Source organism: Streptomyces acidiscabies (assembly GCF_020010905.1).
In the GTDB taxonomy this organism is placed as follows: Bacteria; Actinomycetota; Actinomycetes; order Streptomycetales; family Streptomycetaceae; genus Streptomyces; species Streptomyces acidiscabies.
This window is the reverse complement of the sequence record NZ_JAGJBY010000001.1, coordinates 3,550,308-3,571,244: the sequence shown is the minus strand read 5'-3', so window position 1 is coordinate 3,571,244 and position 20,937 is coordinate 3,550,308. Positions and strand designations below refer to the sequence as shown.

Genomic DNA, 20,937 nt, shown 5'->3' with positions numbered 1-20,937 from the left:
GGTGGCGCTCACCGGGCACCCTCCTCGTAGTGCACCCACTTCTTCTGCGACCAGAAGAGGACGGCGGTGACCAGCGCGACGGCGACGAGCAGCAGCCACGCCATGGCGGAGGCGAGCCCCATCCGGCTGTTCTCGAAGCCCTGGACGTACAGATAGCAGGTGTAGACCATCGACCCGTCGGCCGGTCCGCAGGCGTTGCCGCCCGCGCCGCCGCCGACGATGTACGCCGAGCTGAAGATCTGGAAGGAGTGGATGGTCTCCAGCAGGACGTTGAAGAAGAGGACGGGGGAGATCATCGGCAGGGTGATGTTCCAGAACCTGCGCCAGGTCCCGGCGCCGTCCATCTCGGCGGCCTCGTACAGCTCGCGCGGAACCTGCTTGAGGCCTGCGAGGAAGATGACCATCGGCGCGCCGAACTGCCAGACGGTCAGGGCGACGAGGCTGTAGATGATCAGCTCGGGGTCACCGGTCCAGCCGCCGGCGTTGATGCCGAAGAACTGCTGGGTCTGGTCGACGACCGCGTCGTCCGAGAAGATCGCCTTCCAGACGATCGCGATGGAGACGCTGGCCCCGATCAGGGAGGGCGCGTAGAACGCGGCCCGGTAGAAGGCCTGGCCGCGCCGCTTCTGGGCGAGCAGCAGGGCGACGCCGAGCGCGGCGAGCAGCTTGAGGGGCGTACCGACGACGACGTACCAGAGGGTGACCTGGACCGAGTGGCGCCAGCGGGGGTCGCCGAACATCTCGGAGAAGTTGTCGAGGCCGATCCACTTCGGCGGGTCGAAGAGGTTGTAGTCGGTGAACGCGAAGTAGAGCGAGGCGACCATCGGGCCCGCGGTGAGCAGCAGGAACCCCGCGATCCACGGCGACATGAAGAGGTAGCCGGCCAGGTTCTCCCGGCGCATACGGCGCTTGAGCTCGGGGGGTTTCGCGGGCCGCTCCGGGCCGCGGGGCGGCCCGGAGTCCAAGGTCTGGCCCTCCAGTGCGGGGGCGTGTGTCACGGTGGTTCCCATCAGGCCTTGAGGGCCGTCTTCGACTCGGTGAAGAACTGCTTGACGGCGTCGTCCACCGACCGGGTCCCGAGCGCGAGTTCCTCGGCGATCCGCAGGAACGCGGACTCGCAGATGTCGGCGCCGCTGGGGTGCGGGGTGATGGGTTCCAGGACGCCGGAGGCGACGAGGGACTCCTCGTAGGCGGCGATCGACTTGTTGACCTCGTCGGTCGGCTTGAACGCGTCGTACTGCGCCTGGGTGGCGGGGATGCCGCGGTCGTAGCCCATGATCTTGGCGACCTCGGGGTCGTGGACCATGAAGCTGATGAACTGGGCGACTTCCTTGGGGTGCTTGGTGCGCTTGGAGGCGCTCAGCATGAGGGAGCCGAGGTACTGGCCGGTCTTCTTGCCGTCCGTGGTGGGGATGGGGGCGAGGCGGTACTCGCTCTTCCCCTCGGCGGTGTAGCGGACGGTGAAGTTGTCCCAGGTGAACTCACCGGCGGCGAGTTCGGCGGCGACGGCGGACTTCGGCTTGATCTGGGCGACCTTCTTGGCGTCGGCGAACTCGCCCTGCTCCAGGCCCTGTTCGGCCTTGGTCCACCAGTCCTTGAGGTCCGACTCGGTGAATCCGAGGCCGTCGGCGGTGAAGAACGCCTTGCCGTTCTGGCGGAGGTACAGGTCGTAGAGGTACATGACGCCGTACATGCCGGAGTCGCCCGCGCGGCCGGTCTTCTGGTGGATCTTCAGCATCGCGGCGTGGAAGTCGTTCCAGGTCCAGCCCTGCTTCGGGGTGATGCCGGAGCGGGTGTAGACGGGCTGGTCGATGACCAGGGCCATCGAGTTGGAGCCGACCGGGACGCCGAGGAGCTTGCCGTCGACCTCGCCGAACTTGTCGAGTCCGGCGCGGAAGCCGTCCATGGACAGATTGCCCGCCTTGACCTGTGAACTCAGGTCGAGCAGAACGTTCTTCGCGTCGTATTTCCGCAGGAATCCGATGGCGTTCTGGAAGACGTCCGGCGGATTTCCCCCGGAGGCCTGGGTATTGAACTTCTTCCAGAAGTCGCCGTACGGCTGGAAGTCCGTTTTCACCTTGATCTTCGGGTACTTCTTCTCGAAGAGCGCGATGGTCTGGTTGATTCTCTTCGCGCGGTCGTCGGCTCCCCACCACGCGTAACGGATCGTCACCGTCCCGTCGGAGGACGAACCGCTGTCCCCGCCGCATCCCGTCGTCGCCGCCAGCCCGAGTGTGGCTGCCGTCGCTCCGGCCGCCTTCAGGATCGTTCGCCTCTCGATATTCCTGCTGGTTCCCACAGTCGGGCCCTCCCCGCAGCGTCGTTGCCGCTTGCATGAATCGTTTCAAGAAAGCGCTTGCTGGCACAAGGTACGAGGGGGGTGAGAGAGCGTCAATGATTCGGACAGGATTTTCTTGTGAGACGGCTTGGGGACGGCCCCGTGCCTCAAGTGCCGTTCACGGCCATCGCGTTGACATACCCGCAGGTGAGCGAGGCCGGTTCGAGCACCCGAACACCGGATGCCCCATCGAGCGGCGGCGGGCACGGGCCGAAATTCGCCGGGGTGGTTTGAACGGGCTCTTGGGGTGGTCTGGTACGGGTACGGCGGGTTAGTGCTGTCTGTCCCTAGTCGAACAGCGCGGCGAGCTGCTGGGCCCGCTCGTCGATCAGGCGCATGCGCAGGGCGCGTTCGGCCGGTTCGGAGTGGGCGTCGCCCGCGGAGACCTGGCCCGGCCACTTGCGGTACAGCAGGCCCGGTTCGCCGGTGAAGTGGCCCGGCGCGATCGTGCTGGCCGCGATGAGGAGGCCGGTGTCGTCCGAGCCGGGTACGGCCATCCAGCCACCCAGGGCCACGGCGAGGGTGCGGCGGACGCAGAGGGTGGTGGGGTGGACGGGGAGGCGGTGGCCGTGGGTGCGCCAGTAGGCGGCGACCTCGCCCCGGGGGATCGGGCCGGGGGCGGGGTCGTTGTCGTTGGCGGCTGTCGTGCCGTCGGGGAGGAGGTCGAGGGCGCGGGAGGTGGCCCAGCCGGTCGCCGGGTCCTGGAGGGCCTCGATGTCCCTGGTCAGGGCGCCGGGGGTGAGGACGTCGTCCTGGTCGAGGTTCTTGACCAGGGTGCCCTCGGCGCGGGAGAGACCGAGGTTGCGGGTGATGGCGACGCCGCCCCGGCGGCCCCGTGCCGTACGGATCCGGGGGTCCTGCGGGAGCAGCGTCTCGGCGATGCCTGTCCCGCCGTCCTCCTGGACGATCCACTCCCAGGACCAGCCGGGCGGGAGGGTCTGGGCCGCGAGGGAGGCGTGGGCGGCCTTCAGGTGCTCGGGGTGGGGGTCGTAGATCGGCGTGATGATCGATATCAGGCTGGTCATGTGCGTCCCCCCTGGGCATGCACCAGGGGCCGCTCCGGCTTCCGGAACGGCCCCTGGATCGGGTGGGCGATACTGGGTTCGAACCAGTGACCTCTTCGGTGTGAACGAAGCGCTCTCCCACTGAGCTAATCGCCCGGGTGCGGGGTGAACATTACCGCATGTCAGGGGGTGGGTCGGACCGGTGAGGGTCGGGCCACCGAAGGGGGAGGCGGTCGGTGGCGGAGGGTGACCGGCGGGGAGGCGGTCAGACGGCCGGACTCACTGGTTCTTGATGTTCCACGGCATCTCCAGGCCGTACTTCCAGAGATAGATGCCGGCCAGGACGCCGATGATCACCAGCGCGATCGACGTCAGGATGATGTTCCGCCGGCGCACCTCCGGATCGAGGGCCCGCTGGGCGGCCTCCGTGACCTTGCGTTTCGTCCAGCGCAGGACCAGCTGCGCCCAGACGAACTCGGTGGCCCAGATCGCCATGCCCGCGAAGATCACGACCCAGCCGGGCCCCGGCAGCGGCAGCATGACGATGCCGAGCCCCACGACCGCGAGGCCGACGACGAAGACGCCGACCTGCCAGCTCAGGTGCAGTGTCCTGCTCTTCTTGATGAACGCCGGCGCCTTGGATCCGAGACCTTCGGGTTTCGCACTGTCCGTGACCACGGTCGCCTCGCCGGGCTCGTCACTCCCCGTATTCATACCTGAACCTTACCGGAGAGAATCCGGTCACCGGAATGGTGGTACCGGGAGAAGAGGGTCTCGGCCGGAAGAGTTACGTAAAGACGCACAAAACCCTCAGAGGGGTTTACAACGGCACCGTAGGTGGCATGTCGATTTCGCCGACGTGCGAATCCCCGAGCGCACACTGAGCGAAAGGCCCTGGCGCTTATGAACACCACGGTCAGCTGCGAGCTGCACCTGCGCCTCGTTGTGTCGAGCGAGTCCTCCCTGCCTGTTCCCGCAGGTCTGCGGTACGACACGGCCGATCCCTACGCCGTGCACGCCACCTTCCACACCGGAGCCGAGGAGACCGTCGAGTGGGTGTTCGCCCGCGACCTCCTCGCGGAGGGCCTCCACCGGCCCACCGGCACCGGCGACGTCCGCGTATGGCCGTCGCGCAGTCACGGTCAGGGGGTCGTCTGTATCGCCCTCAGCTCCCCTGAGGGCGAGGCCCTCCTGGAGGCACCTGCGCGGGCACTGGAATCCTTCCTGAAGCGCACCGACGCGGCCGTGCCACCTGGCACGGAGCATCGGCACTTCGACCTCGATCAGGAGCTGTCGCACATCCTGGCGGAGAACTAGCCAGGGACATCTCCACCCGCCCGACGCCGTCCACTCGGGGAGACGGACCGGGCAGACACGAACGCGGGCCGTACCAGTCCGCGACCGACGCCGCCCACCGGTTCTCCGGTGGGCGGCGTCGGTGTTGGGCGCGGGTCCGTGGGCCCGGGTCCCCTGGGCGGGGCGGCTACCATCGGCCAGCATCGGCGGGCGCGTGGCCCGTCCTCAGGCAGGGAGCGAAATGTGCTGATCCCCCACGACACCCGGTGTGCGCTGGACGCGGTGGTGGGCCTGGTCAACACCGCGCCGGAGGACGAGACGGCGGTGGACGGGCTGCTGGACGTCCCCGCGCTGGAAGAGTTCGTACGTTCCAACGAGATCAGCGGCGTCGAGGCGCTGTCCCAGGCCGATCTGGAGTCGGTCCGCGCTCTGCGGGAGCGGTTCGCCGAGATCTTCGCGGCGGCGGATGCCCGCAGCGCGGCGGAACTGATCAACAAGCTGGTCGCGGGAGCGGGCACGACTCCGCAGCTCACCGATCACGACGGGTACGACTGGCACGTCCACTACTTCGCCCCCGGCGCCTCCCTCGCCGACCACCTCGCCGCCGACTGCGGGATGGCCCTCGCGTTCTTCGTCGTCGCCGGTGAGCAGGAACGTCTGCGCCGCTGCGAGGCGCCCGACTGCCGCCGGGCCTTCGTCGACCTCTCCCGCAACCGCTCCCGCCGCTACTGCGACAGCAGGACGTGCGGCAACCGCTTGCACGTGGCGGCCTACCGGGCACGGAGGAAAGAGGCCACGGGGTGAGGGCGGGGGGAGTGTGCGCGCGCCCCGGCGGATGGCGCCGGGGAGCGCGGGACGGTCACAGCAGCAGCAGGTCGTGCAGGGCTGCCATGAGGAGGAGGGACCCGATCACCGCGAGGAAGATCATGAGCGGTGGCTGGGATAGGGCGAAGAGGCATCCGCGCGGCTCGTCCTGAGGGGGCGCGGCCTCGCTCTGTGTCGTGTCCAGCATCTCGCGGGCGATGATGGCGCAGGTGGGACCCCTGTTGCGATCAACACGCGCGGGTTGAGCGGGAGTTCGCCGAAACCGTCGAGGTCCGTTTCAGGGTGTGATCGTTTCCGCACGGCCGGGGGACCACTTGTGTCGTTTCAGACGGGGTGCCTCAAATGCCGCGCTTCTTGAGAATCGCCTCGATTTCGCTGAAGTCATCGCCGGCGGAGGCGGGTTCCGTACGGCGGCTCGCGGCGGGCCGGGACTGGCGGGGCGCCGCCGCGCCGAGCGTCGGCGTCGAGGCACCCGGCGCCACGGCCTCCCGGTTCGCCGCCCGCGCGGTCGCCCTGCGCTCCTTGCGGGTGCCACCCCGGTGCCGCTCCACGGAACGGGTCAGCGCGAACAGCCCCCAGGCGCCGCCGAGTACGGCGAAACCCGCCCAGGCGACCGGGCTGAACGCCGTGTCCGCCGCCCACTTGACGACCCCGGTCATCACGAGGCCCAGCGGCACCAGCGCGTAGGCCGCCAGGCGGGCCGCCGCCAGGAAGCGTTTCCGGTACGCCGTCACCGCCGCGATGCCCAGGCCGGCCGCGGCGACAGCGGAACAGACGGTCTCGGCAATCATCCGGTCCTCCAGACTCGGTGTGCGCAACTCGCACGGGCCGGCGCACCCCGTCCTCCCGGTCCGCGCGTCCCGTCCTGTCTCCATCGTGCACCTCCCGCCCCCGTCGCGGCCACGCCCCGGCAAGGACATCAGGGACATCTCCGGGTCGGCCTCCGCCCCACGGGTTGGGATCCCCCGCCCCGGACTGGGAGACTCCCCCCATGAACGATTCCTCCCCCTCCCCCGCCTCCCCCGTCGTCCTCGACGTCTGGTGCGAGTTGCAGTGTCCCGACTGCCGGTCCGCGCTCGGGGATCTGCGGCTGCTGCGGGAGCGGTACGGGGACCGGGTGGACGTGCGGCTGCGGCACTTCCCGCTGGAGAAGCACAAGCACGCGTTCGCCGCCGCGCAGGCAGCGGAGGAGGCGGTGGAACAGGGGCAGGGGTGGGCGTACGTCGAGGCGGTGCTCGGGCGGGTCGAGGAGTTGGACCGGCGCGGTGAGGCGTTCCTCGTCGACATCGCGCGTGAACTCGGGCTGGACGCCGAGGAGTTCGAGACGGCGCTCATCGACGGCCGGCACATGCTGATCGTGGACGCGGACCACGCCGAGGGCAAGGCGATCGGCGTCACCGGCACCCCGACGTACGTCATCGACGGCGAACGCCTCGACGGCGGCAAGAGCCAGGAGGGGCTCCGGGAGCGCGTCGAGGAGATCGCCGACCGGCTGCTCGGCGCGTGAGCCCGGTTCAGAGTGCCTTGTACATGCCGTGCCCGACCGTTTCGTAGCCCAGTGACTCGTACAGCCGCTCCGCCGGTGCGTTGTCCGCGAACACGTTGAGGCCGATGACCGTGCTGCCCCTCTCGATCGCGCGCGCCTCCGCGAGGTGCATCAGCGTGCGGCCGTACCCCTTCCCCCGGAACTCCTCGGTGACCTCGATGTCGTAGATGTAGGAGTTGTCGCCGTCGGGGGCGAGCCACAGGGTGCCGAGGCGGCCGTCGGGGTGTTCGAGGGCGTCGATGGTGGTGCCGGGGAGAGTGAGGTGTGCGCCGGGGAGTTCGCGGGCGACGCGGGTGTCGGCCTCGGCGCGGGTGATGCCGCGTTCCACGCACTCCTGCGCGAAGTTGCGGTAGCTGCTCTCGATGAAGGGGCGGAACTCCGTCTCGGCTATGGGGCGGACGGTGAGGCCGGGCGGGAGGGGCGGGGCGGTCGTGCCGAGGGGTTTCTCCATGCCCCGGTTGCGCAGGACGTAGCCGAGGGCGGTGGCGAGGCGGATGCCGGGGGAGGTCGCCGGGTCGGTGCCGCGCTCGACGGGGACGTACACCTCGATGGACCGGCAGCCCCACCCGCGCGCCACCTCCTCCGCGGCGAGCGCGGCGACCGTCGCGCGGCCCCGGCGGCGGTCGGCCTCGTCGATGCGGAGTTCCTCGATGCGGGCGATGGTCGGGCCGAAGCCCGGGTGCGTGCCGAGGTGGAGCGTGCCGACGGGGCGGCTGTTCACGCACACCTGGTAGCGGCGTGAGAGCCGTCCGGCGGGGCCGGGCTCCCGCTGGAGCGGCTCGGTGGGGCGCAAGGTCGTGGTCATGCCGCGTTTCTACCCTGTGCGGGCCCTCCGAGCAGCCCGATAACGGCACCGCTCACGGATCGAGGTCGTCCGCCGCCCGCTCCGTGAACACCCGCATCGCCTTCGCCGTCACCGGCCCCGGCGCCCCGGGCAGCTCGCGCGCGTCCACGCGGTGGACCGCCTGGACGTCCCGGAGGGTGGACGTCAGGAACACCTCGTCGGCGCGGTCGAGGACATCCAGCGGGAGGTCGGTCTCGTGGGCGCCGGTCCACTCGACGACCAGCTCGCGGGTGATCCCGGCGAGGCAGCCGGAGGCCAGCGGCGGGGTGTGGATCTCGCCGTCGAGGACGACGAAGACGTTGGAGCCGGTGCCTTCGCAGAGCGCGCCGACCGTGTTGGCGAAGAGCGCCTCGGTGGCGCCCTGGTCGTGCGCGCGGGAGAGGGCGACGACGTTCTCGGCATACGAGGTGGTCTTGAGGCCGGTGAGGGCGCCGCGTTCGTTGCGGGTCCAGGGGACCGTGACGGCAGCGGTCGTGTCGGAGCGGCGGGCCGTCTCGCCGAGGGCGACGACGAGGGTCGTGCCGTGGGCGCCGCGGTCGGAGCCGAGGGGGCCCTGGCCGCCGGTGTAGGTGATGCGCAGGCGGCCGAGCGGCATGGGGTTCGCGGCGAGGACGGCGGCGCAGGCCGTACGGATCTCGTCGTGGTCGGGGTCGGGGAGGCCGAGGCCCCGGGCGGAGCGGGTGAGGCGGTCGAGGTGGCGGGTGAGCGCGAAGAGGCGGCCGTCGGTCGCCTTGACCGTCTCGAAGATGCCGTCGCCCACGGTCAGTCCGTGGTCGAGGACGGAGACGCGCGCGTCCTCGATGTCCTTCAGTCCGCCGTCGAGCCAGAGTTTCACCGGTGCCACCTCGGGGGTTCGTCAGCCGTCGTACTCCCCCGACGCTACCGCGAGCAGCCGGGACGCCTTCAGTTCGGTCTCCCGCCACTCGCCCTCGGGGTCGGACCCCCAGGTGATCCCGGCGCCCGTACCGAACTTCAGCAGGCCCCCGTCGATCCAGAACGTCCGGATGCCGACGGCGAGTTCACCGGTCCCCCGGTCGGCGTCGACCCAGCCGACGCCGCCGCAGTAGGGGCCGCGCGGCGCGGTCTCCAGGGCGTCGATGATCCTGAGGGCGCTGGACTTGGGGGCGCCGGTGACGGAGCCGGGCGGGAAGGCGGCGGCGAGGAGTCCGGGCCAGCCGGCGCCGGGGCGCAGCTCGCCGGCGACGGTCGAGACGAGGTGGACGAGGCCGGGGTGCTTCTCCACCGCGCACAGGTCGGGGACGGTGACGCTGCCCGTCGTACAGACCTGGCCGAGGTCGTTGCGGACGAGGTCCACGATCATGACGTTCTCGGCGTAGTCCTTCTCCAGGAGGTCGGCCTCGGTGCGGCCGGTGCCCTTGATGGGGCCGGAGAGGACCGTCCGGCCGTCGCGGCGCAGGAAGAGTTCCGGGGAGGCGGTGGCGATCTGCACGCCGTGTCCGGGCAGGCGGATCGTGCCCGCGTACGGCGCCGGGTTGCCGAGGGCGAGCAGGGCGGTGAGGGCGTCGACGTCGGCGTCCCCTGGGACCGGCGCGGACAGGACCCGGCAGAGGTTGGCCTGGTAGACGCGGCCGGCGGCTATGTGCTCGCGGATACGCCGGACACCGGCCGTGTACGCGGCGCGGTCGAGGGACGACGTCCAGTCACCCGTCGCCGGTCCGCGCCAGGCGCCCGGCACCGGCGCGGGGACCGGGGCGCGGTGTACGTCGGCGAAGCGGGCGCAGGTCAGACGGCCCTCGAAGTCGGCGGCGACGGCCCAGAAACCGCTGGACTCCAGGGCGGCGGGGTCGCTCGTGACGTCCAGGAGACCGGTGGCGACGCGGGTGCCGAAGCGGGCGAGGGGAGGCAGGTGGGGCACGCGTCGAGTCTAGGTCGGGTGTCGGCAAGGGGGCCTGAGCTGGGCGGTTCGGTGATGTGGGGCGGCATGCTGCGCAAACGCGTTTTTGTACTGGCCCGGGAATCGGCTAGAGTTCACCACGTCGCCGGGACGCGCAAGCGGGCCGGGAAAGACAAGCGGACGTAGCTCAGTTGGTAGAGCGCAACCTTGCCAAGGTTGAGGTCGCGAGTTCGAGCCTCGTCGTCCGCTCGAAGGAAAGCAAGGGGATCTTCCCGAACCCCTGCAACTCCTGGTGGAGTGGCCGAGAGGCGAGGCAACGGCCTGCAAAGCCGTCTACACGGGTTCAAATCCCGTCTCCACCTCCAAGGACGATTAGCTCAGCGGGAGAGCGCTTCCCTGACACGGAAGAGGTCACTGGTTCAATCCCAGTATCGTCCACTGGAGCCGCAAGGCTTCCCCGCGCGATTAGCTCAGCGGGAGAGCGCTTCCCTGACACGGAAGAGGTCACTGGTTCAATCCCAGTATCGCGCACTGATCATGGTCTTCGGATCATGGTTTCTCCCGGACGATTAGCTCAGCGGGAGAGCGCTTCCCTGACACGGAAGAGGTCACTGGTTCAATCCCAGTATCGTCCACAGCTGCCGAAGCCCCCGGTTCCCACCGGGGGCTTCGTGGCGTTCCGGCTAGCTGGAGAACAGCATGTGGCCGAAGCTCTTGTGACGCTGGTGGTGTCCGCCGTGGTGACCCCCGTGGCCGCCGTGGTGCTGCGGGGCGCCCCAGGCCGGGCCCGGCGGGGGGACCGGCGGCGCCGCCGGGTACGCCTGCGGTCCCGGCTGACCCCACTGGCCTTCGAGGCGGGTCAGAGCCTCCAGCTCGCCGTAGTCGAGGAAGATCCCCCGGCAGTTGCTGCACTGTTCGATCTGGACGCCGTTGCGGTTGTAGGTGTGCATCGCCGCGTGGCACTTCGGACACTGCATCATCGGCCCCAATTCCTCACTGTTCGTTCCTGTTTCGCGTTACCCCAGGACAGACTCCGTCCGGGGCCGGCCGGTTGCACCCTACGGCGACATCCGCGCGCACGCGTCCACCAATGCCTCCTCCACCTCGTCCAACCGCCGTTCCTGCGCGGCCGACTTGGCGATCGCGCGGGCGGCGGTCTGGACGGTCAGGGCGCGTGCGACGACGTCCAGGGCGGGCCAGGGGTCGTCGTACCCGTCGAGCGCGGGGCCGGCCGCGTCGCGGTAGGCGTCGAGGAAGCGGTTCCACTCCTCGGGCGGGAGGAGGCCGCAGGCGTACCAGGCGGCGGGGCGGGCGAGGTCCCAGGTCTGGACGCCGGTGCCGAGGTCGTCGACGTCGATGAGGCGCCAGTCTCCGGCCGGGGTGCGGACCAGCTGGCCGAGGTGGAGGTCGCCGTGGCAGAGGCCGGTGGCGGGCATGGGGGCCTCGGCGCGGGCCCAGGCGGGGAGGTGGTGCCAGGCGCGGCGTACGGGGGTGGTCGCCGGGTGGGTGACGGCGGCGAGGCGGGCGATCGCCTGGGCGGCCTTCGCCGGGCCGCGCATCGGGGGGAGGTCCGGGGGCGGGGTGGCACGGTGGAGGCGGGCCAGGAGGGCGCCGGCGGCCTCCCAGGGGGCCTCTTCGGGGGCTTCGGGGTCGACGGGGGTGCCGTAGGGCCAGAACGTGACCAGGCGGTCGTGCAGGGGGGCCGGGGTGGGGGTGAGGGGCGGGAGGAAGACGTCGGGGAGGTGGGCGGCTGTGCGCAGGCGCGGGAGGAGGGTTTCCGGGGGTGTGCCGGGGGCGTGGGCCTTGGCGACGGTGTCGGCGTGGCGTACGACCGTGGCGTCCGGGCGGTCCGCGAGGGTGCTGGTGGGGCAGGCGCAGGGTGGGGGGCCGGGGTGGGTGCGGGTGCGGAGGGTGAAGGTGAGGGCGGTGAGCAGGGTCACGGGGGTGGGGTCCTTCTGTTGCGTGCGGGCAAAGGTAATGCCGGCGCAGCTCCCCAGCTGCGCCGGCATTGTTGCCGTCCGCCGCACCCCCGTCCCCACGGGGTTTCATGGGTGGGATGTCCCCGCCCGGACCGCTCTTCCGGGCCTGGGGTCGCCGCTCAGCGCCCCAGCATCACGCCCACGGACGACGCCTGTGTGGCCACTGTCTCCCAGCCGCCGAAGACGACGAAGAGCAGGACCGCGAGAGGGAGGACCATCAGGGTCGCCGTCAGAGGGTGACGACGGCCGGGCTCGGGCTGGTCGCGGTAGGTGTTCCGCGGTGCCGTGTAGGCCATGGCTCCTCCTTCCCAAACCAGGTAGTCGTTGGCAGCGGCGGGTGTCTGACCTCGGGGGACGAGTGCTGCACCCGCCGCTTGACCTCTAACTTAGGCGGGTGGCGGCTCGCGGGCGTCATGCCCTCGTACCGATTGGCGGGCCTCCCGGAGGATGAGCCACGACCTGCCGAGTACTCCCCTGGGTGGAGACGGGGTCCTACGACTCAGGGTCTTCCCGGAAGGGCTGTCCGGTCCGGGCAGATTTTTCCGATTCCGCTTCCCGGGGGACCGGCTGTTCGACGAGCGCCAGGACCCGGTTCGCCATGAAACGGGCGGTCCGGATCACCGTCCCGGAGCGCGTGACTTCGCTCACTTCCACCACCCCCCTGCGGACCGCCGTCTCCACCCTGCGGCCCGCCCTGCTGGCCACCACCTCGTACGTCCGCGTCGTGTCCCCGGCGTCCACGACTATCTCCACTCGGTCACCCTTCACAGTGCCAATCCCCCTTCTGTGATGGCTGGTTGAGATCAGGTCACGGCCGAAAACCGTTGCCCCGCCGCCTTCCTGACCACCTCTCAAGTCTCCCACCCGGCACTGACAATCGATCGGGCCGAGAGGGCGCGGCTCCTGCACACCGGCGGTCGGGGAAACGTAAGCTGTGGCACGTCACACGGACCGGCAGCGGGGATGAACATGGCGATGATGCGCCTGAGGCGCGAGGACCCGCGCGTCGTCGGCTCGTTCAGGCTTCACAGACGGCTCGGCGCGGGCGGGATGGGCGTCGTCTATCTCGGCTCCGACAAGAAGGGGCAGCGCGTCGCGCTCAAGGTCATCCGGCCCGATCTGGCGGAGGATCAGGAGTTCCTCTCGCGGTTCGCGCGCGAGGTGTCCGCCGTGCGGAGGATCCGGGGCGGGTGTACGGCTCGGCTCGTCGCCGCCGATCTCGAGGCCGAGCGGCCGTGGTTCGCGACGCAGTACGTTCCCGGGCCTTCCCTTCACGACAAAGTCGGTGACGAAGGGCCTATAGGGGCCGCCGAGCTCGCTTCCATCGGGGCCGCGTTGTCCGAGGGGCTCGTCGCCGTTCACGAAGCCGGGGTCGTCCACCGGGATCTGAAGCCGTCCAACATTCTGCTGTCGCCCAAGGGGCCCCGGATCATCGACTTCGGGATCGCCTGGGCCACCGGTGCGTCCACGCTCACGCATGTCGGGACCGCTGTGGGGTCGCCGGGGTTCCTTGCGCCCGAGCAGGTTCGGGGGGCCGCTGTCACGCCGGCCACCGATGTGTTCTCGCTGGGGGCGACTCTGGCGTATGCGTCCACCGCCGACTCGCCCTTCGGGCACGGGAGTTCGGAGGTGATGTTGTATCGGGTCGTGCATGAGGAGCCTCAGCTTCAGGGGGTGCCCGATGCGCTTGCTCCGCTGGTTCGGGCCTGTCTTGCCAAGGATCCTGAGGAACGGCCCAGCACGCTGGAGTTGTCTCTGCGGTTGAAGGAGATCGCCGCTCGGGAGGCTCAGGGGGCGGTTGCCGAGGGGCGGGTTGCTGGGCCTCGGGTCGCTGAAGGGGAGCGGGGGGTTGGGCGGGGGGCTGATACCGCCAGTTATACCGAGCGGAGTGTTCGGGCTTCTGGGGTTACTCCGCCGCCTCGGCCGTCCCGGGGGGCGCCGTCGTCCCGGCCGTCCGGGAGTGCTCGGCCTACGCCGTCTGGGAGGGGGGGTCGGCCCAGCGGTAGTCGGCCTGTGCCTCGCGGTGGGACCGGGGCTGGTCGGCCGCCGGGGACTCGGCCTCGGCCCACTGGGACTGGGCGGCGGCCTGCTAATCCCCGGCTGTTGCGGCAGCGGTTGTTCGTGTTTGTTGTGGTGACGTTGTTGGTGGCGTTGGGGATTGGGCTTGTGCAGGCTTGTCAGGGGCCTGCTCGGGGGTTGGGTGGCGGGGGCGGGAGTGTTGTGTGGCAGGAGCGGGGGCAGGAGCGATCGTCGGGGGACTGATGGTTGTGGGGCGAGTGCGGGCCTGTTGTGGCTGGTCGCGCAGTTCCCCGCGCCCCTTAAGGGCGTTGGTCATCGCGGCGTTCCGAGGGAACCCGCCCGTGCAGCGTTCCAAGGGAACCCGCCCGTGCAGCGTTCCGAGGAAATCCGCCCGTGCAGCGTTCTGGGGAACCGCCCCTGCGGCGTTCCCCAGAGGGCGTTAGTTTTCCGGGCGGCCCGTTGCTACCGCGTAGAACGCCACCGCTGCCGCTGCTCCTACGTTCAGGGAGTCCACCCCGTGTGACATCGGGATGCGTACCCATTCGTCCGCTGCCATCAGGGCCTGGGTCGACAGGCCGTCTCCCTCTGCTCCCAGCATCAGGGCCACTCTGTCCATCTTGTGGGGGGCCGCCTCGTCCAGGGAGCGGGCCTTTTCGTCCGGGGTCAGGGCCAGGAGGTTGAAGCCTGCTTCTCTTACCGAGTCCAGGCCCTTTGGCCAGGTTTCCAGGCGGGCGTACGGGACCGAGAAGACTGCGCCCATCGAGACTTTTACGCTTCGGCGGTATAGCGGGTCCGCGCAGTCTGGGGACAGGAGGACCGCGTCCATTCCCAGGGCCGCCGCTGAGCGGAAGATGGCGCCGATGTTCGTGTGGTCGTTCACCGATTCCATGATGACGACTCGGCGAGCCGTGCTGAGGAGTTCCTCTGCCGTCGGGAGGGGTTTGCGTTGCATCGACGCCAGGGCGCCTCTGTGTACGTGGTAGCCCGTCACTCGTTCCGCCAGGTCCGGCGTTACCGCGTAGACGGGGGCCGGGAGTTCGTCGATGACGTCTCTCATGACGTCGATCCACTTGGCGGACAGGAGCATCGAGCGCATCTCGTAGCCCGCCTCCTTCGCCCGGCGGATGACCTTCTCGCCCTCGGCGATGAAGAGGCCCTCGGCCGGTTCGCGTCTGCGGCGGAGTTCTACGTCGGTCAGGCCCGTGTAGTCGCGCAGGCGGGGGTCGTCGGGGTCGTCGACGGTGATGAGATCGGCCACAGAAGTGATACTGCCTTGTCCTGGGTGCGGTGCCAACGGCTCGGGACGGGTTGTGTTACCCGGGGTTACGCCACGGTGTCGGGGCCTACGGTGACGACCTCGCCGATGACGATCACCGCCGGGGACTTCACGTCCTGCGTACGGACCGTCTCGCCGACGGTCGCGAGCGTCGCGTCGACCCTGCGCTGAGCCGCCGTCGTCCCCTCCTGGACCAGGGCCACCGGGGTGTCGGGGGACTTGCCGTGGGCGATCAGGGTCTCGGCGATCCGGTCGATCTTCGTGACGCCCATGAGGACGACCAGCGTGCCGGTCAGTTTCGCGAGGGACGGCCAGTCGACCTTCGAGCGTTCGTCGTCGGGGGCCACGTGGCCGCTGACCACCGTGAATTCCTGGGCCACGCCCCGGTGGGTGACCGGGATGCCGGCCGCGCCCGGGACCGAGATCGAGCTGGAGATGCCGGGGACGACCGTGCAGGGGATGCCGGCCGCCGCGAGGGCCTGGACCTCCTCCATGCCCCGGCCGTACACGTACGGGTCGCCACCCTTCAGACGTACGACCGACTTGCCCGCCTTCGCGTACTCGATCAGGGCGTTGTTGATGGCCTCCTGGGCCATGTAGCGGCCGTACGGGAGTTTCGCCGCGTCGATCACCTCCACGTGCGGGGGGAGTTCCGCGAGGAGGTCCCTGGGGCCGAGGTGGTCGGTGATCACCACGTCCGCCTCCGCGAGGAGGCGGCGGCCTCGGACCGTGATCAGGTCCGGGTCGCCCGGGCCGCCGCCCACCAGGGAGACGCCGGGGGTGCGGGTGCGGTGGTGGGGGGCGACCAAGGTGCCGTCCCGCAGGCCTGCCAGGACCGCGTCCCTGATCCTTGCCGTGTGGCGGGGGTCCCTGTTCTTCGCGTCCGTCGTCAGGACCGCGATCGTGACGCCCTCGCTGGTGCCGGTAGCCGGGGTCCAGGCGGTGGCCTGGTCCGCGTCGTCCGAGCGGACGCACCAGACGCGGTTCGCTTCCGCTTCCGCCGAGGCTGCGGCGTTGGCTTCCTCGTCGTTCGTCGCGATCAGGGCGTACCAGGCTGTTGTCAGGTCGCCGGGCTGGTACGGCCGCTGCTCCCAGGTCAGTTCGCCCGCCGTTGCCATGGCCTCTACCGACGGGGTTGCGTGCGGGGAGATCAGGACGATGTCCGCGCCTGCTGCGAGCAGGGCCGGGAGGCGGCGTTGGGCTACCTGGCCGCCGCCGAGGACGACCACTCGGCGGGCGGCTAGGCGGAGGCCCACGGGGTAGGCGGGGTGTTCGGCCATGGGGCGGCTCCTGGGTGGGTGGGCTTTGACGTGCGGATTTTACGGGGTGGGGTTCGGGGGGTGGGGGTGCGAGGGGGGTGGGGTTCAGGGGGTGGGTGGTTTCGGTGGTGGGGCTGGTGCGGGTTCGGTGGGGGGCTGGGGTGGGGGCGTTGGAGCTTGCCCGCGCTTGCGGGGTGCCGCTGCGCCCACCCGTGCCGCCCCATGGGGGCAGCTCCCAGGCCCTTCGGGCACTGGGGGAGGCACGACTGCCCGCAGCTGGGTGGGCGGTGAGGCAAGTGGGCGGGTGCGGGTTCGTCGTGGCTAGTCGCGCAGTTCCCCGCGCCCCTAGGTGAGTGGGGGGCAGCGTGCTTCGCCAGGTGCGGGTCCGTGGGGGTGGCGCGGCTAGCCGTAGCTGGGTGGGCGGGAGTGGGCGGGTGCGGGGCCGCTGTGGCTGGTCGCGCCCACGCGGCGGTAGCCGCAAATCGATACAGCCCCGCGCCCCTGGGTGAGTGGAGGGAGCGTGCTCGCCAGGTGCGGGACCGTGGGTAGCTATGCAGCAAGGGGGGCCTGTGGTGTTCTCAGGTCCCCCTTGCTGCCGCGTTCTACTTTTCCGTTACCCCTGCCGAGTCGAAGGTTGCTACCTCGTGCATGGCCCTTGCTGTGCTTTGGACCAAGGGGAGGGCCAGGAGGGCTCCTGTGCCTTCGCCCAGTCTCAGGTCCAGGTCCACCAAGGGGCGTAGGCCCAGTTTGTTCAGGGCCGCTACGTGGCCCGGTTCTGCGCTTCTGTGGCCTGCGATGCAGGCTGCCAGGACTTCTGGGGCGATTGCTCGGGCCACCAGAGCCGCCGCTCCCGCGCTTACTCCGTCCAGGATCACCGGGGTGCGGAGGGAGGCGCCGCCCAGGAGGAGGCCCACCATCGCCGCGTGTTCGAAGCCGCCCAGGGCCGCCAGGACCGTGATCGGGTCCGCGGGGTCCGGCTGGTGGAAGTCCAGGGCCCGGCGGACCACCTCGGTCTTGCGGGCGAGGGTTTCGTCGTTGATGCCTGTGCCCCGGCCCGTCACCTCGGCGGGGTCCGCGCCGGTGAAGACCGCGATCAGGGCCGCGGAGGCGGTCGTGTTGGCGATGCCCATCTCGCCGGTCAGGAGGGCCTTGTTGCCTGCCGCCACGAGGTCGCGGGCCGTTTCGATGCCCACCTCGATGGCCTGCTTGGCTTCCTCGCGGGTCATCGCGGGGCCCGTCGTCATGTCGGACGTGCCTGCGCGAATCTTGCGGGGCAGCAAGCCCGGCGTCGCCGGGAGGTCCGTCGCCACGCCCACGTCGATCACGCAGACCTCGGCGCCGACCTGGTTCGCGAACGCGTTGCAGACCGCGCCGCCGCCGAGGAAGTTGGCGACCATCTGGGCCGTCACCTCCTGGGGCCAGGGCGTGACGCCCTGCGCGTGGACGCCGTGGTCGCCCGCGAAGATCGCGACCGCAGCGGGCTCCGGGATGGGCGGCGGGCACTGACGGGACAGGCCGGAGAGCTGCGCGGAGATGATCTCCAGCATGCCGAGGGCGCCCGCCGGTTTCGTCATCCGCTTCTGGCGCTCCCACGCCTCGCCGAGCGCCTTCGCGTCCAGCGGGCGGATGCTCGCGACGGTCTCCGCGAGGAGGTCGTGCGGGTCCTCGCCGGGGAGGGCGCGGCGGCCGTACGTCTCCTCGTGGACGACCCACGAGAGGGGGCGGCGCTTGGCCCAGCCCGCCTGCATCAGCTCGGGCTCGGGCGGGAACTCGTCGACGTAGCCGACGCAGAGGTACGCGACGACTTCCAGGTGTTCCGGCAGCCCCAGGGCCCGGACCATCTCGCGCTCGTCGAAGAAGCTGACCCAGCCGACGCCGAGGCCCTCCGCGCGGGCCGCCAGCCACAGGTTCTCGACCGCCAGTGCGGAGGAGTACGGGGCCATCTGCGGCTGCGTGTGCCTGCCGAGGGTGTGCCTGCCGCCGCGTGTGGGGTCTGCGGTGACCACGATGTTCACGGGGGTTTCGAGGATCGCCTCGATCTTCAGTTCCTTGAACTGCTTCGCACGGCCCTTGGGGAGGGACTGGGCGTACGCGTCCCGCTGGCGCGTCGCCAACTCGTGCATCGTCCGGCGGGTCTCCTGCGACCTGATGACGACGAAGTCCCACGGCTGGGAGTGGCCGACCGACGGCGCGGTGTGCGCGGCCTCCAAGACCCTGAGCAGGACCTCGTGCGGGATGGGGTCGCTGCGGAAGCCGTTGCGGATGTCCCGGCGTTCCCTCATCACCTTCAGTACGGCTTCGCGTTCGGCGTCGTCGTACGCGGGGGCTGCTGGGCCGGTGTACTCCTCCGTCGTCGCCAGGTCCTCCGCGCTCTGGGTTGTGCCGGGGTCGTCCGTGTCCCGCTGGGGCGGGAGGGGGACGTGGGCTTCCGCCGGGGTGAGGTCGGGGGTTTCGGCCGGGGTGGGCTGGGGGTCAGCGTGCACGTGTACGGGTTCTTGGGTCGGGGGTACGGGGGGGTCCGCGAGGGGGTTGTTGAGGTGGGCAACCGTTTCCGCAGGGGTGGAGCCGTGGGTGGGGTGGGGGTCGTCCATCGGGGAGGCGGAGGTGGGGGGAGGGGTGGCCTCGGTCGGTTGGGGGATTGGGGTGTTTTCGAGGGTGGGAGAGGTGTGCTGGGCCGCAGCGGTGTCTTGAAGGGGGGGCTGGGCCGGGGCGGTTACCTCGGTCGGGGGTGTCTGGGGGGATGCGTCGGGCTGGGGAGACGCGTCGGTCCGGGTTTCCGCCTGGGGCGGGGTTTCCGCCTGGGGCGGGGTTTCCGCCTGGGGCGGGGTTTCCGCCTGGGGCGGGGTTTTCACCGGGGGCGGGGTGTTGTTCTTTGCCCTCGCTCTGGCACGGGCCCGGGCTCGGGGGCCGGGCTGTGGTGCGGGTTGGGCGGGGGTGGGGGCCTGGCCTGACGGGTCGGGGTGAGCGGCGAGTTGTTCGGGGGTGCCGGGTTCTGCCGACGGGGTGAGGAACTCCGGCGTGCCGGGGTGGGGCGTGGCTTGCTCGGGGGCCTCGGGCTGGGTGGGAACGCCGGGTTGGGTCGGGGTGGTGGGGTGCTCGGCGGCTTGCTCGGGGGTGGGGGCTCCGGGGTGCTCCAGTGCCTCGGGCTGGGCCGAAGTGTTGGGCTGGGCTGAAGTTTCCGGCTGGGCGGGGGTCTCGGGCTGGCCGGAGATGCTGGGGTGCGCCCCGACCTGGTCGGGCGTGGGGGCTTCGGGCTGTTCCGGTGCGTCGGGTTGGACTGCGGTACTGGGCTGGGCCGCAGTGTCGGGCTGGCCCTCAGCGCCGGGTTGGGCTGCTGCGTCGGGGTGGGCTGCTACCCCGCGTTGAGCCGATGCCTTGGCCTGGGCTGCGCCCTTGGGCTGAGCTGATGCTGTGGGCTGGGCCGCGGTGCCGGGCTGGGCTGAAGTGCCCGGCTGGGCGGGGGTCTCGGGCTGGCCGGAGATGCCAGGCTGCGCCGCGACCTGGTCGTGCGCGGGGATTCCGGCCTGCTCCGGCGTCTCGGGCTGGCCTGAGGTGCCCGGCTGGGCGGACGTCTCGGGCTGCCCCAACGCTTCGGGCTGGCCCGGAGTCCCCGGGTGGGCAGACGCCTCGGGCTGCCCCAACCCCTCAGGCTGGCCCGGAGTCCCCAGATGGGCGGAGGTACCGGGCTGCGCCGCATTCTGCTCCGGCTGGGCCGAGGTCTCCGGCTGCTCCGAAGTCCCCGGCTGGGCCGAAGTCCCCGGCTGGGCCGAAGTCCCCGGCTGGGCCGACGTCCCCGGCTGGGCCGACGTCTCCGACTCGGCCTGCTGGACCACGACTTGCTCGGGTACGGGAGCCCCGGTCTGATTCGACGTCTCGGGCTGGGCCGCAGTACCGGGCTGGGCTGCTGCGTCGGGCTGAGCCGACGTCTCGGGGTGACCGGAGGTGTCGGGCTGCGCCGCAACCTGGTCCGCGCCTTCGGGGTGACCCGAAGTGCCCGGCTGAGCAGACGACTCGGGCCCGCCAGGCTGAACCGCACCCTCGGGCTGGCCCAAGGTTCCCGGCTGAACGGACGCCTCGGACCCGCCGAGCTGAGCCGCGTCCTCGGACTGACCCGAAGTACCCGGCTGAACGGACGCCCCGAGCCCACCGAGCTGAACTGCGTCCTCGGACTGACCCGAAGTACCCAGTTGGACGGACACCTCGGGCCGGCCAGGCTGAGCCGCCCCTTCGGGCTGGCCCAAAGTCCCCGACTGCACGGACGTCTCAGGCCCGCCCGGCTGAACCGCGTCCTCGTACTGACTCGAAGTCCCCGGCTGAACGAACGCCTCGGACCCGCCAGGCTGAGCCGCCCCTTCGGGCTGGCCCAAAGTCCCCGACTGCACGGACGACTCGGACCCGCCCGACTGAACCGCACCCTCGGAAGCAGAGACCTCGGGCTGGGCCGACATCTCGGGGTGGTTCAGCGTTCCCTGCTGGTCCTCGCCCTGCTCGGAAGTGGAAACCCCGGGCTGACCTGGCGTCTCGGAGTGCACCGGCGTTCCCTGCTGGGCCACACCCTGCTCAAAACCGGAAACTCCCGCCTGCTCCGACGCCTCGGAGTCCACCGGCGTTCCCTGCTGAACCTCACCTTGCTCGGAAGCGGAGACCCCGGGCTGACCCGGCGTCTCGGAATCCACCAGCGCTCCCTGCTGGGCCA

General features: G+C 70.7%; 20 protein-coding genes and 6 tRNA genes. 9 read left to right on the top strand and 17 right to left on the bottom strand.

Annotation, left to right across the window (positions count from 1 at the left end; translation table 11 throughout):
- Positions 1-8: 8 nt before the first annotated feature.
- From J8M50_RS16575 to J8M50_RS16555, 5 genes are all read right to left on the bottom strand, one after another.
- Positions 9-1,010: a carbohydrate ABC transporter permease gene (locus J8M50_RS16575; protein WP_010351309.1), complete on the bottom strand. Its 1,002-nt coding sequence runs from the start codon at positions 1,008-1,010 to the stop codon at positions 9-11.
- Positions 1,010-2,299: an ABC transporter substrate-binding protein gene (locus tag J8M50_RS16570; RefSeq protein ID WP_010351310.1), complete on the bottom strand. Its 1,290-nt coding sequence runs from the start codon at positions 2,297-2,299 to the stop codon at positions 1,010-1,012. Before J8M50_RS16570 ends, J8M50_RS16575 begins: the two co-directional genes overlap by 1 nt.
- A 326-nt stretch (positions 2,300-2,625) precedes the next feature.
- Positions 2,626-3,363: a glycosyltransferase family 2 protein gene (locus J8M50_RS16565; RefSeq protein ID WP_010351311.1), complete on the bottom strand. Its 738-nt coding sequence runs from the start codon at positions 3,361-3,363 to the stop codon at positions 2,626-2,628.
- A gap of 63 nt (positions 3,364-3,426) precedes the next feature.
- A tRNA-Val gene (locus J8M50_RS16560) sits at positions 3,427-3,498 on the bottom strand.
- Between the two features lie 123 nt (positions 3,499-3,621).
- Complete coding sequence (locus J8M50_RS16555) at positions 3,622-4,056, bottom strand: TIGR02611 family protein (RefSeq protein WP_010351313.1); 435 nt, start codon at positions 4,054-4,056, stop codon at positions 3,622-3,624.
- Positions 4,057-4,245: 189 nt separating this feature from the next.
- Here J8M50_RS16555 and J8M50_RS16550 point away from each other — a divergent pair, with 189 nt between their 5' ends.
- Both J8M50_RS16550 and J8M50_RS16545 read left to right on the top strand, forming a co-directional pair.
- On the top strand, positions 4,246-4,659 hold the full coding sequence (locus J8M50_RS16550) for an SsgA family sporulation/cell division regulator (protein WP_010351314.1): 414 nt from the start codon (positions 4,246-4,248) through the stop codon (positions 4,657-4,659).
- Between the two features lie 222 nt (positions 4,660-4,881).
- A complete protein-coding gene (locus J8M50_RS16545) occupies positions 4,882-5,442 on the top strand; it encodes a CGNR zinc finger domain-containing protein (protein WP_010351315.1) in 561 nt (186 codons plus the stop codon).
- A gap of 55 nt (positions 5,443-5,497) precedes the next feature.
- On the opposite strand, the gene J8M50_RS16540 is transcribed toward J8M50_RS16545, so the two are convergent.
- Positions 5,498-5,650, bottom strand: a complete 153-nt coding sequence (locus J8M50_RS16540; RefSeq protein WP_010351316.1) for a hypothetical protein — start codon at positions 5,648-5,650, stop codon at positions 5,498-5,500.
- A gap of 151 nt (positions 5,651-5,801) precedes the next feature.
- Positions 5,802-6,254 carry a hypothetical protein gene (locus J8M50_RS16535; protein ID WP_010351317.1) on the bottom strand — a complete coding sequence of 151 codons (453 nt, stop codon included), beginning with the start codon at positions 6,252-6,254 and terminating at the stop codon, positions 5,802-5,804.
- A 200-nt stretch (positions 6,255-6,454) separates the two neighbouring features.
- Here J8M50_RS16535 and J8M50_RS16530 point away from each other — a divergent pair, with 200 nt between their 5' ends.
- The gene (locus tag J8M50_RS16530; protein ID WP_010351318.1) at positions 6,455-6,970 is read left to right on the top strand and encodes a DsbA family protein; all 516 of its coding nucleotides are present in this window, start codon (positions 6,455-6,457) and stop codon (positions 6,968-6,970) included.
- Positions 6,971-6,977: 7 nt separating this feature from the next.
- Here J8M50_RS16530 and J8M50_RS16525 read toward each other — a convergent pair whose 3' ends face one another.
- The 3 genes from J8M50_RS16525 to J8M50_RS16515 are packed head-to-tail and all read right to left on the bottom strand — an operon-like array spanning position 6,978 to position 9,729.
- Entirely contained in the window at positions 6,978-7,814 is an 837-nt protein-coding gene (locus J8M50_RS16525; RefSeq protein WP_010351320.1) for a GNAT family N-acetyltransferase, read from the bottom strand.
- Between the two features lie 52 nt (positions 7,815-7,866).
- Positions 7,867-8,688, bottom strand: coding sequence for an aminotransferase class IV (locus tag J8M50_RS16520; protein WP_010351321.1), 822 nt, complete (start codon positions 8,686-8,688; stop codon positions 7,867-7,869).
- Positions 8,689-8,709: 21 nt separating this feature from the next.
- Positions 8,710-9,729: a chorismate-binding protein gene (locus J8M50_RS16515; RefSeq protein WP_010351322.1), complete on the bottom strand. Its 1,020-nt coding sequence runs from the start codon at positions 9,727-9,729 to the stop codon at positions 8,710-8,712.
- A gap of 155 nt (positions 9,730-9,884) precedes the next feature.
- Here J8M50_RS16515 and J8M50_RS16510 point away from each other — a divergent pair.
- From J8M50_RS16510 to J8M50_RS16490, 5 genes are all read left to right on the top strand, one after another.
- A tRNA-Gly gene (locus J8M50_RS16510) sits at positions 9,885-9,957 on the top strand.
- A 42-nt stretch (positions 9,958-9,999) separates the two neighbouring features.
- A tRNA-Cys gene (locus J8M50_RS16505) sits at positions 10,000-10,073 on the top strand.
- 1 nt (position 10,074) lies between these two features.
- Positions 10,075-10,146: transfer RNA gene (locus J8M50_RS16500), tRNA-Val, on the top strand.
- A gap of 21 nt (positions 10,147-10,167) precedes the next feature.
- Positions 10,168-10,239: transfer RNA gene (locus J8M50_RS16495), tRNA-Val, on the top strand.
- Positions 10,240-10,271: 32 nt separating this feature from the next.
- A tRNA-Val gene (locus J8M50_RS16490) sits at positions 10,272-10,343 on the top strand.
- A 48-nt stretch (positions 10,344-10,391) separates the two neighbouring features.
- On the opposite strand, the gene J8M50_RS16485 is transcribed toward J8M50_RS16490, so the two are convergent.
- The 4 genes from J8M50_RS16485 to J8M50_RS16470 form a co-directional block, all read right to left on the bottom strand.
- Positions 10,392-10,685, bottom strand: coding sequence for a TFIIB-type zinc ribbon-containing protein (locus J8M50_RS16485; protein ID WP_029183512.1), 294 nt, complete (start codon positions 10,683-10,685; stop codon positions 10,392-10,394).
- An 81-nt stretch (positions 10,686-10,766) separates the two neighbouring features.
- A complete protein-coding gene (locus J8M50_RS16480; protein WP_010351325.1) occupies positions 10,767-11,648 on the bottom strand; it encodes an aminoglycoside phosphotransferase/kinase family protein in 882 nt (293 codons plus the stop codon).
- Positions 11,649-11,806: 158 nt separating this feature from the next.
- A complete protein-coding gene (locus J8M50_RS16475) occupies positions 11,807-11,983 on the bottom strand; it encodes a hypothetical protein (protein ID WP_010351326.1) in 177 nt (58 codons plus the stop codon).
- A 196-nt stretch (positions 11,984-12,179) separates the two neighbouring features.
- Positions 12,180-12,455: a DUF8836 family protein gene (locus J8M50_RS16470; protein ID WP_029183513.1), complete on the bottom strand. Its 276-nt coding sequence runs from the start codon at positions 12,453-12,455 to the stop codon at positions 12,180-12,182.
- Positions 12,456-12,650: 195 nt separating this feature from the next.
- Here J8M50_RS16470 and J8M50_RS16465 point away from each other — a divergent pair, with 195 nt between their 5' ends.
- On the top strand, positions 12,651-13,949 hold the full coding sequence (locus J8M50_RS16465; RefSeq protein WP_040835546.1) for a serine/threonine-protein kinase: 1,299 nt from the start codon (positions 12,651-12,653) through the stop codon (positions 13,947-13,949).
- A 196-nt stretch (positions 13,950-14,145) separates the two neighbouring features.
- On the opposite strand, the gene J8M50_RS16460 is transcribed toward J8M50_RS16465, so the two are convergent.
- The 3 genes from J8M50_RS16460 to cobT form a co-directional block, all read right to left on the bottom strand.
- Entirely contained in the window at positions 14,146-14,964 is an 819-nt protein-coding gene (locus J8M50_RS16460) for a TrmH family RNA methyltransferase (RefSeq protein WP_010351328.1), read from the bottom strand.
- A 65-nt stretch (positions 14,965-15,029) separates the two neighbouring features.
- Positions 15,030-16,262, bottom strand: a complete 1,233-nt coding sequence (gene cobA / locus J8M50_RS16455; RefSeq protein WP_010351329.1) for a uroporphyrinogen-III C-methyltransferase — start codon at positions 16,260-16,262, stop codon at positions 15,030-15,032.
- A gap of 581 nt (positions 16,263-16,843) precedes the next feature.
- The gene (gene cobT, locus J8M50_RS16450; RefSeq protein ID WP_223786214.1) at positions 16,844-20,917 is read right to left on the bottom strand and encodes a nicotinate-nucleotide--dimethylbenzimidazole phosphoribosyltransferase; all 4,074 of its coding nucleotides are present in this window, start codon (positions 20,915-20,917) and stop codon (positions 16,844-16,846) included.
- Positions 20,918-20,937: the final 20 nt, after the last annotated feature.

Excerpts from the sequence above, each read along its gene's own strand:
- J8M50_RS16575 (WP_010351309.1), bottom strand. The coding sequence starts at position 1,010 with ATGGGAACCACCGTGACACACGCCCCCGCACTGGAGGGCCAGACCTTG.
- J8M50_RS16565 (WP_010351311.1), bottom strand. The coding sequence starts at position 3,363 with ATGACCAGCCTGATATCGATCATCACGCCGATCTACGACCCCCACCCC.
- J8M50_RS16555 (WP_010351313.1), bottom strand. The coding sequence starts at position 4,056 with ATGAATACGGGGAGTGACGAGCCCGGCGAGGCGACCGTGGTCACGGAC.
- J8M50_RS16550 (WP_010351314.1), top strand. The coding sequence starts at position 4,246 with ATGAACACCACGGTCAGCTGCGAGCTGCACCTGCGCCTCGTTGTGTCG.
- J8M50_RS16540 (WP_010351316.1), bottom strand. The coding sequence starts at position 5,650 with ATGCTGGACACGACACAGAGCGAGGCCGCGCCCCCTCAGGACGAGCCG.
- J8M50_RS16535 (WP_010351317.1), bottom strand. The coding sequence starts at position 6,254 with ATGATTGCCGAGACCGTCTGTTCCGCTGTCGCCGCGGCCGGCCTGGGC.
- J8M50_RS16530 (WP_010351318.1), top strand. The coding sequence starts at position 6,455 with ATGAACGATTCCTCCCCCTCCCCCGCCTCCCCCGTCGTCCTCGACGTC.
- J8M50_RS16525 (WP_010351320.1), bottom strand. The coding sequence starts at position 7,814 with ATGACCACGACCTTGCGCCCCACCGAGCCGCTCCAGCGGGAGCCCGGC.
- J8M50_RS16485 (WP_029183512.1), bottom strand. The coding sequence starts at position 10,685 with ATGCAGTGTCCGAAGTGCCACGCGGCGATGCACACCTACAACCGCAAC.
- J8M50_RS16475 (WP_010351326.1), bottom strand. The coding sequence starts at position 11,983 with ATGGCCTACACGGCACCGCGGAACACCTACCGCGACCAGCCCGAGCCC.
- J8M50_RS16465 (WP_040835546.1), top strand. The coding sequence starts at position 12,651 with ATGAACATGGCGATGATGCGCCTGAGGCGCGAGGACCCGCGCGTCGTC.
- cobA (WP_010351329.1), bottom strand. The coding sequence starts at position 16,262 with ATGGCCGAACACCCCGCCTACCCCGTGGGCCTCCGCCTAGCCGCCCGC.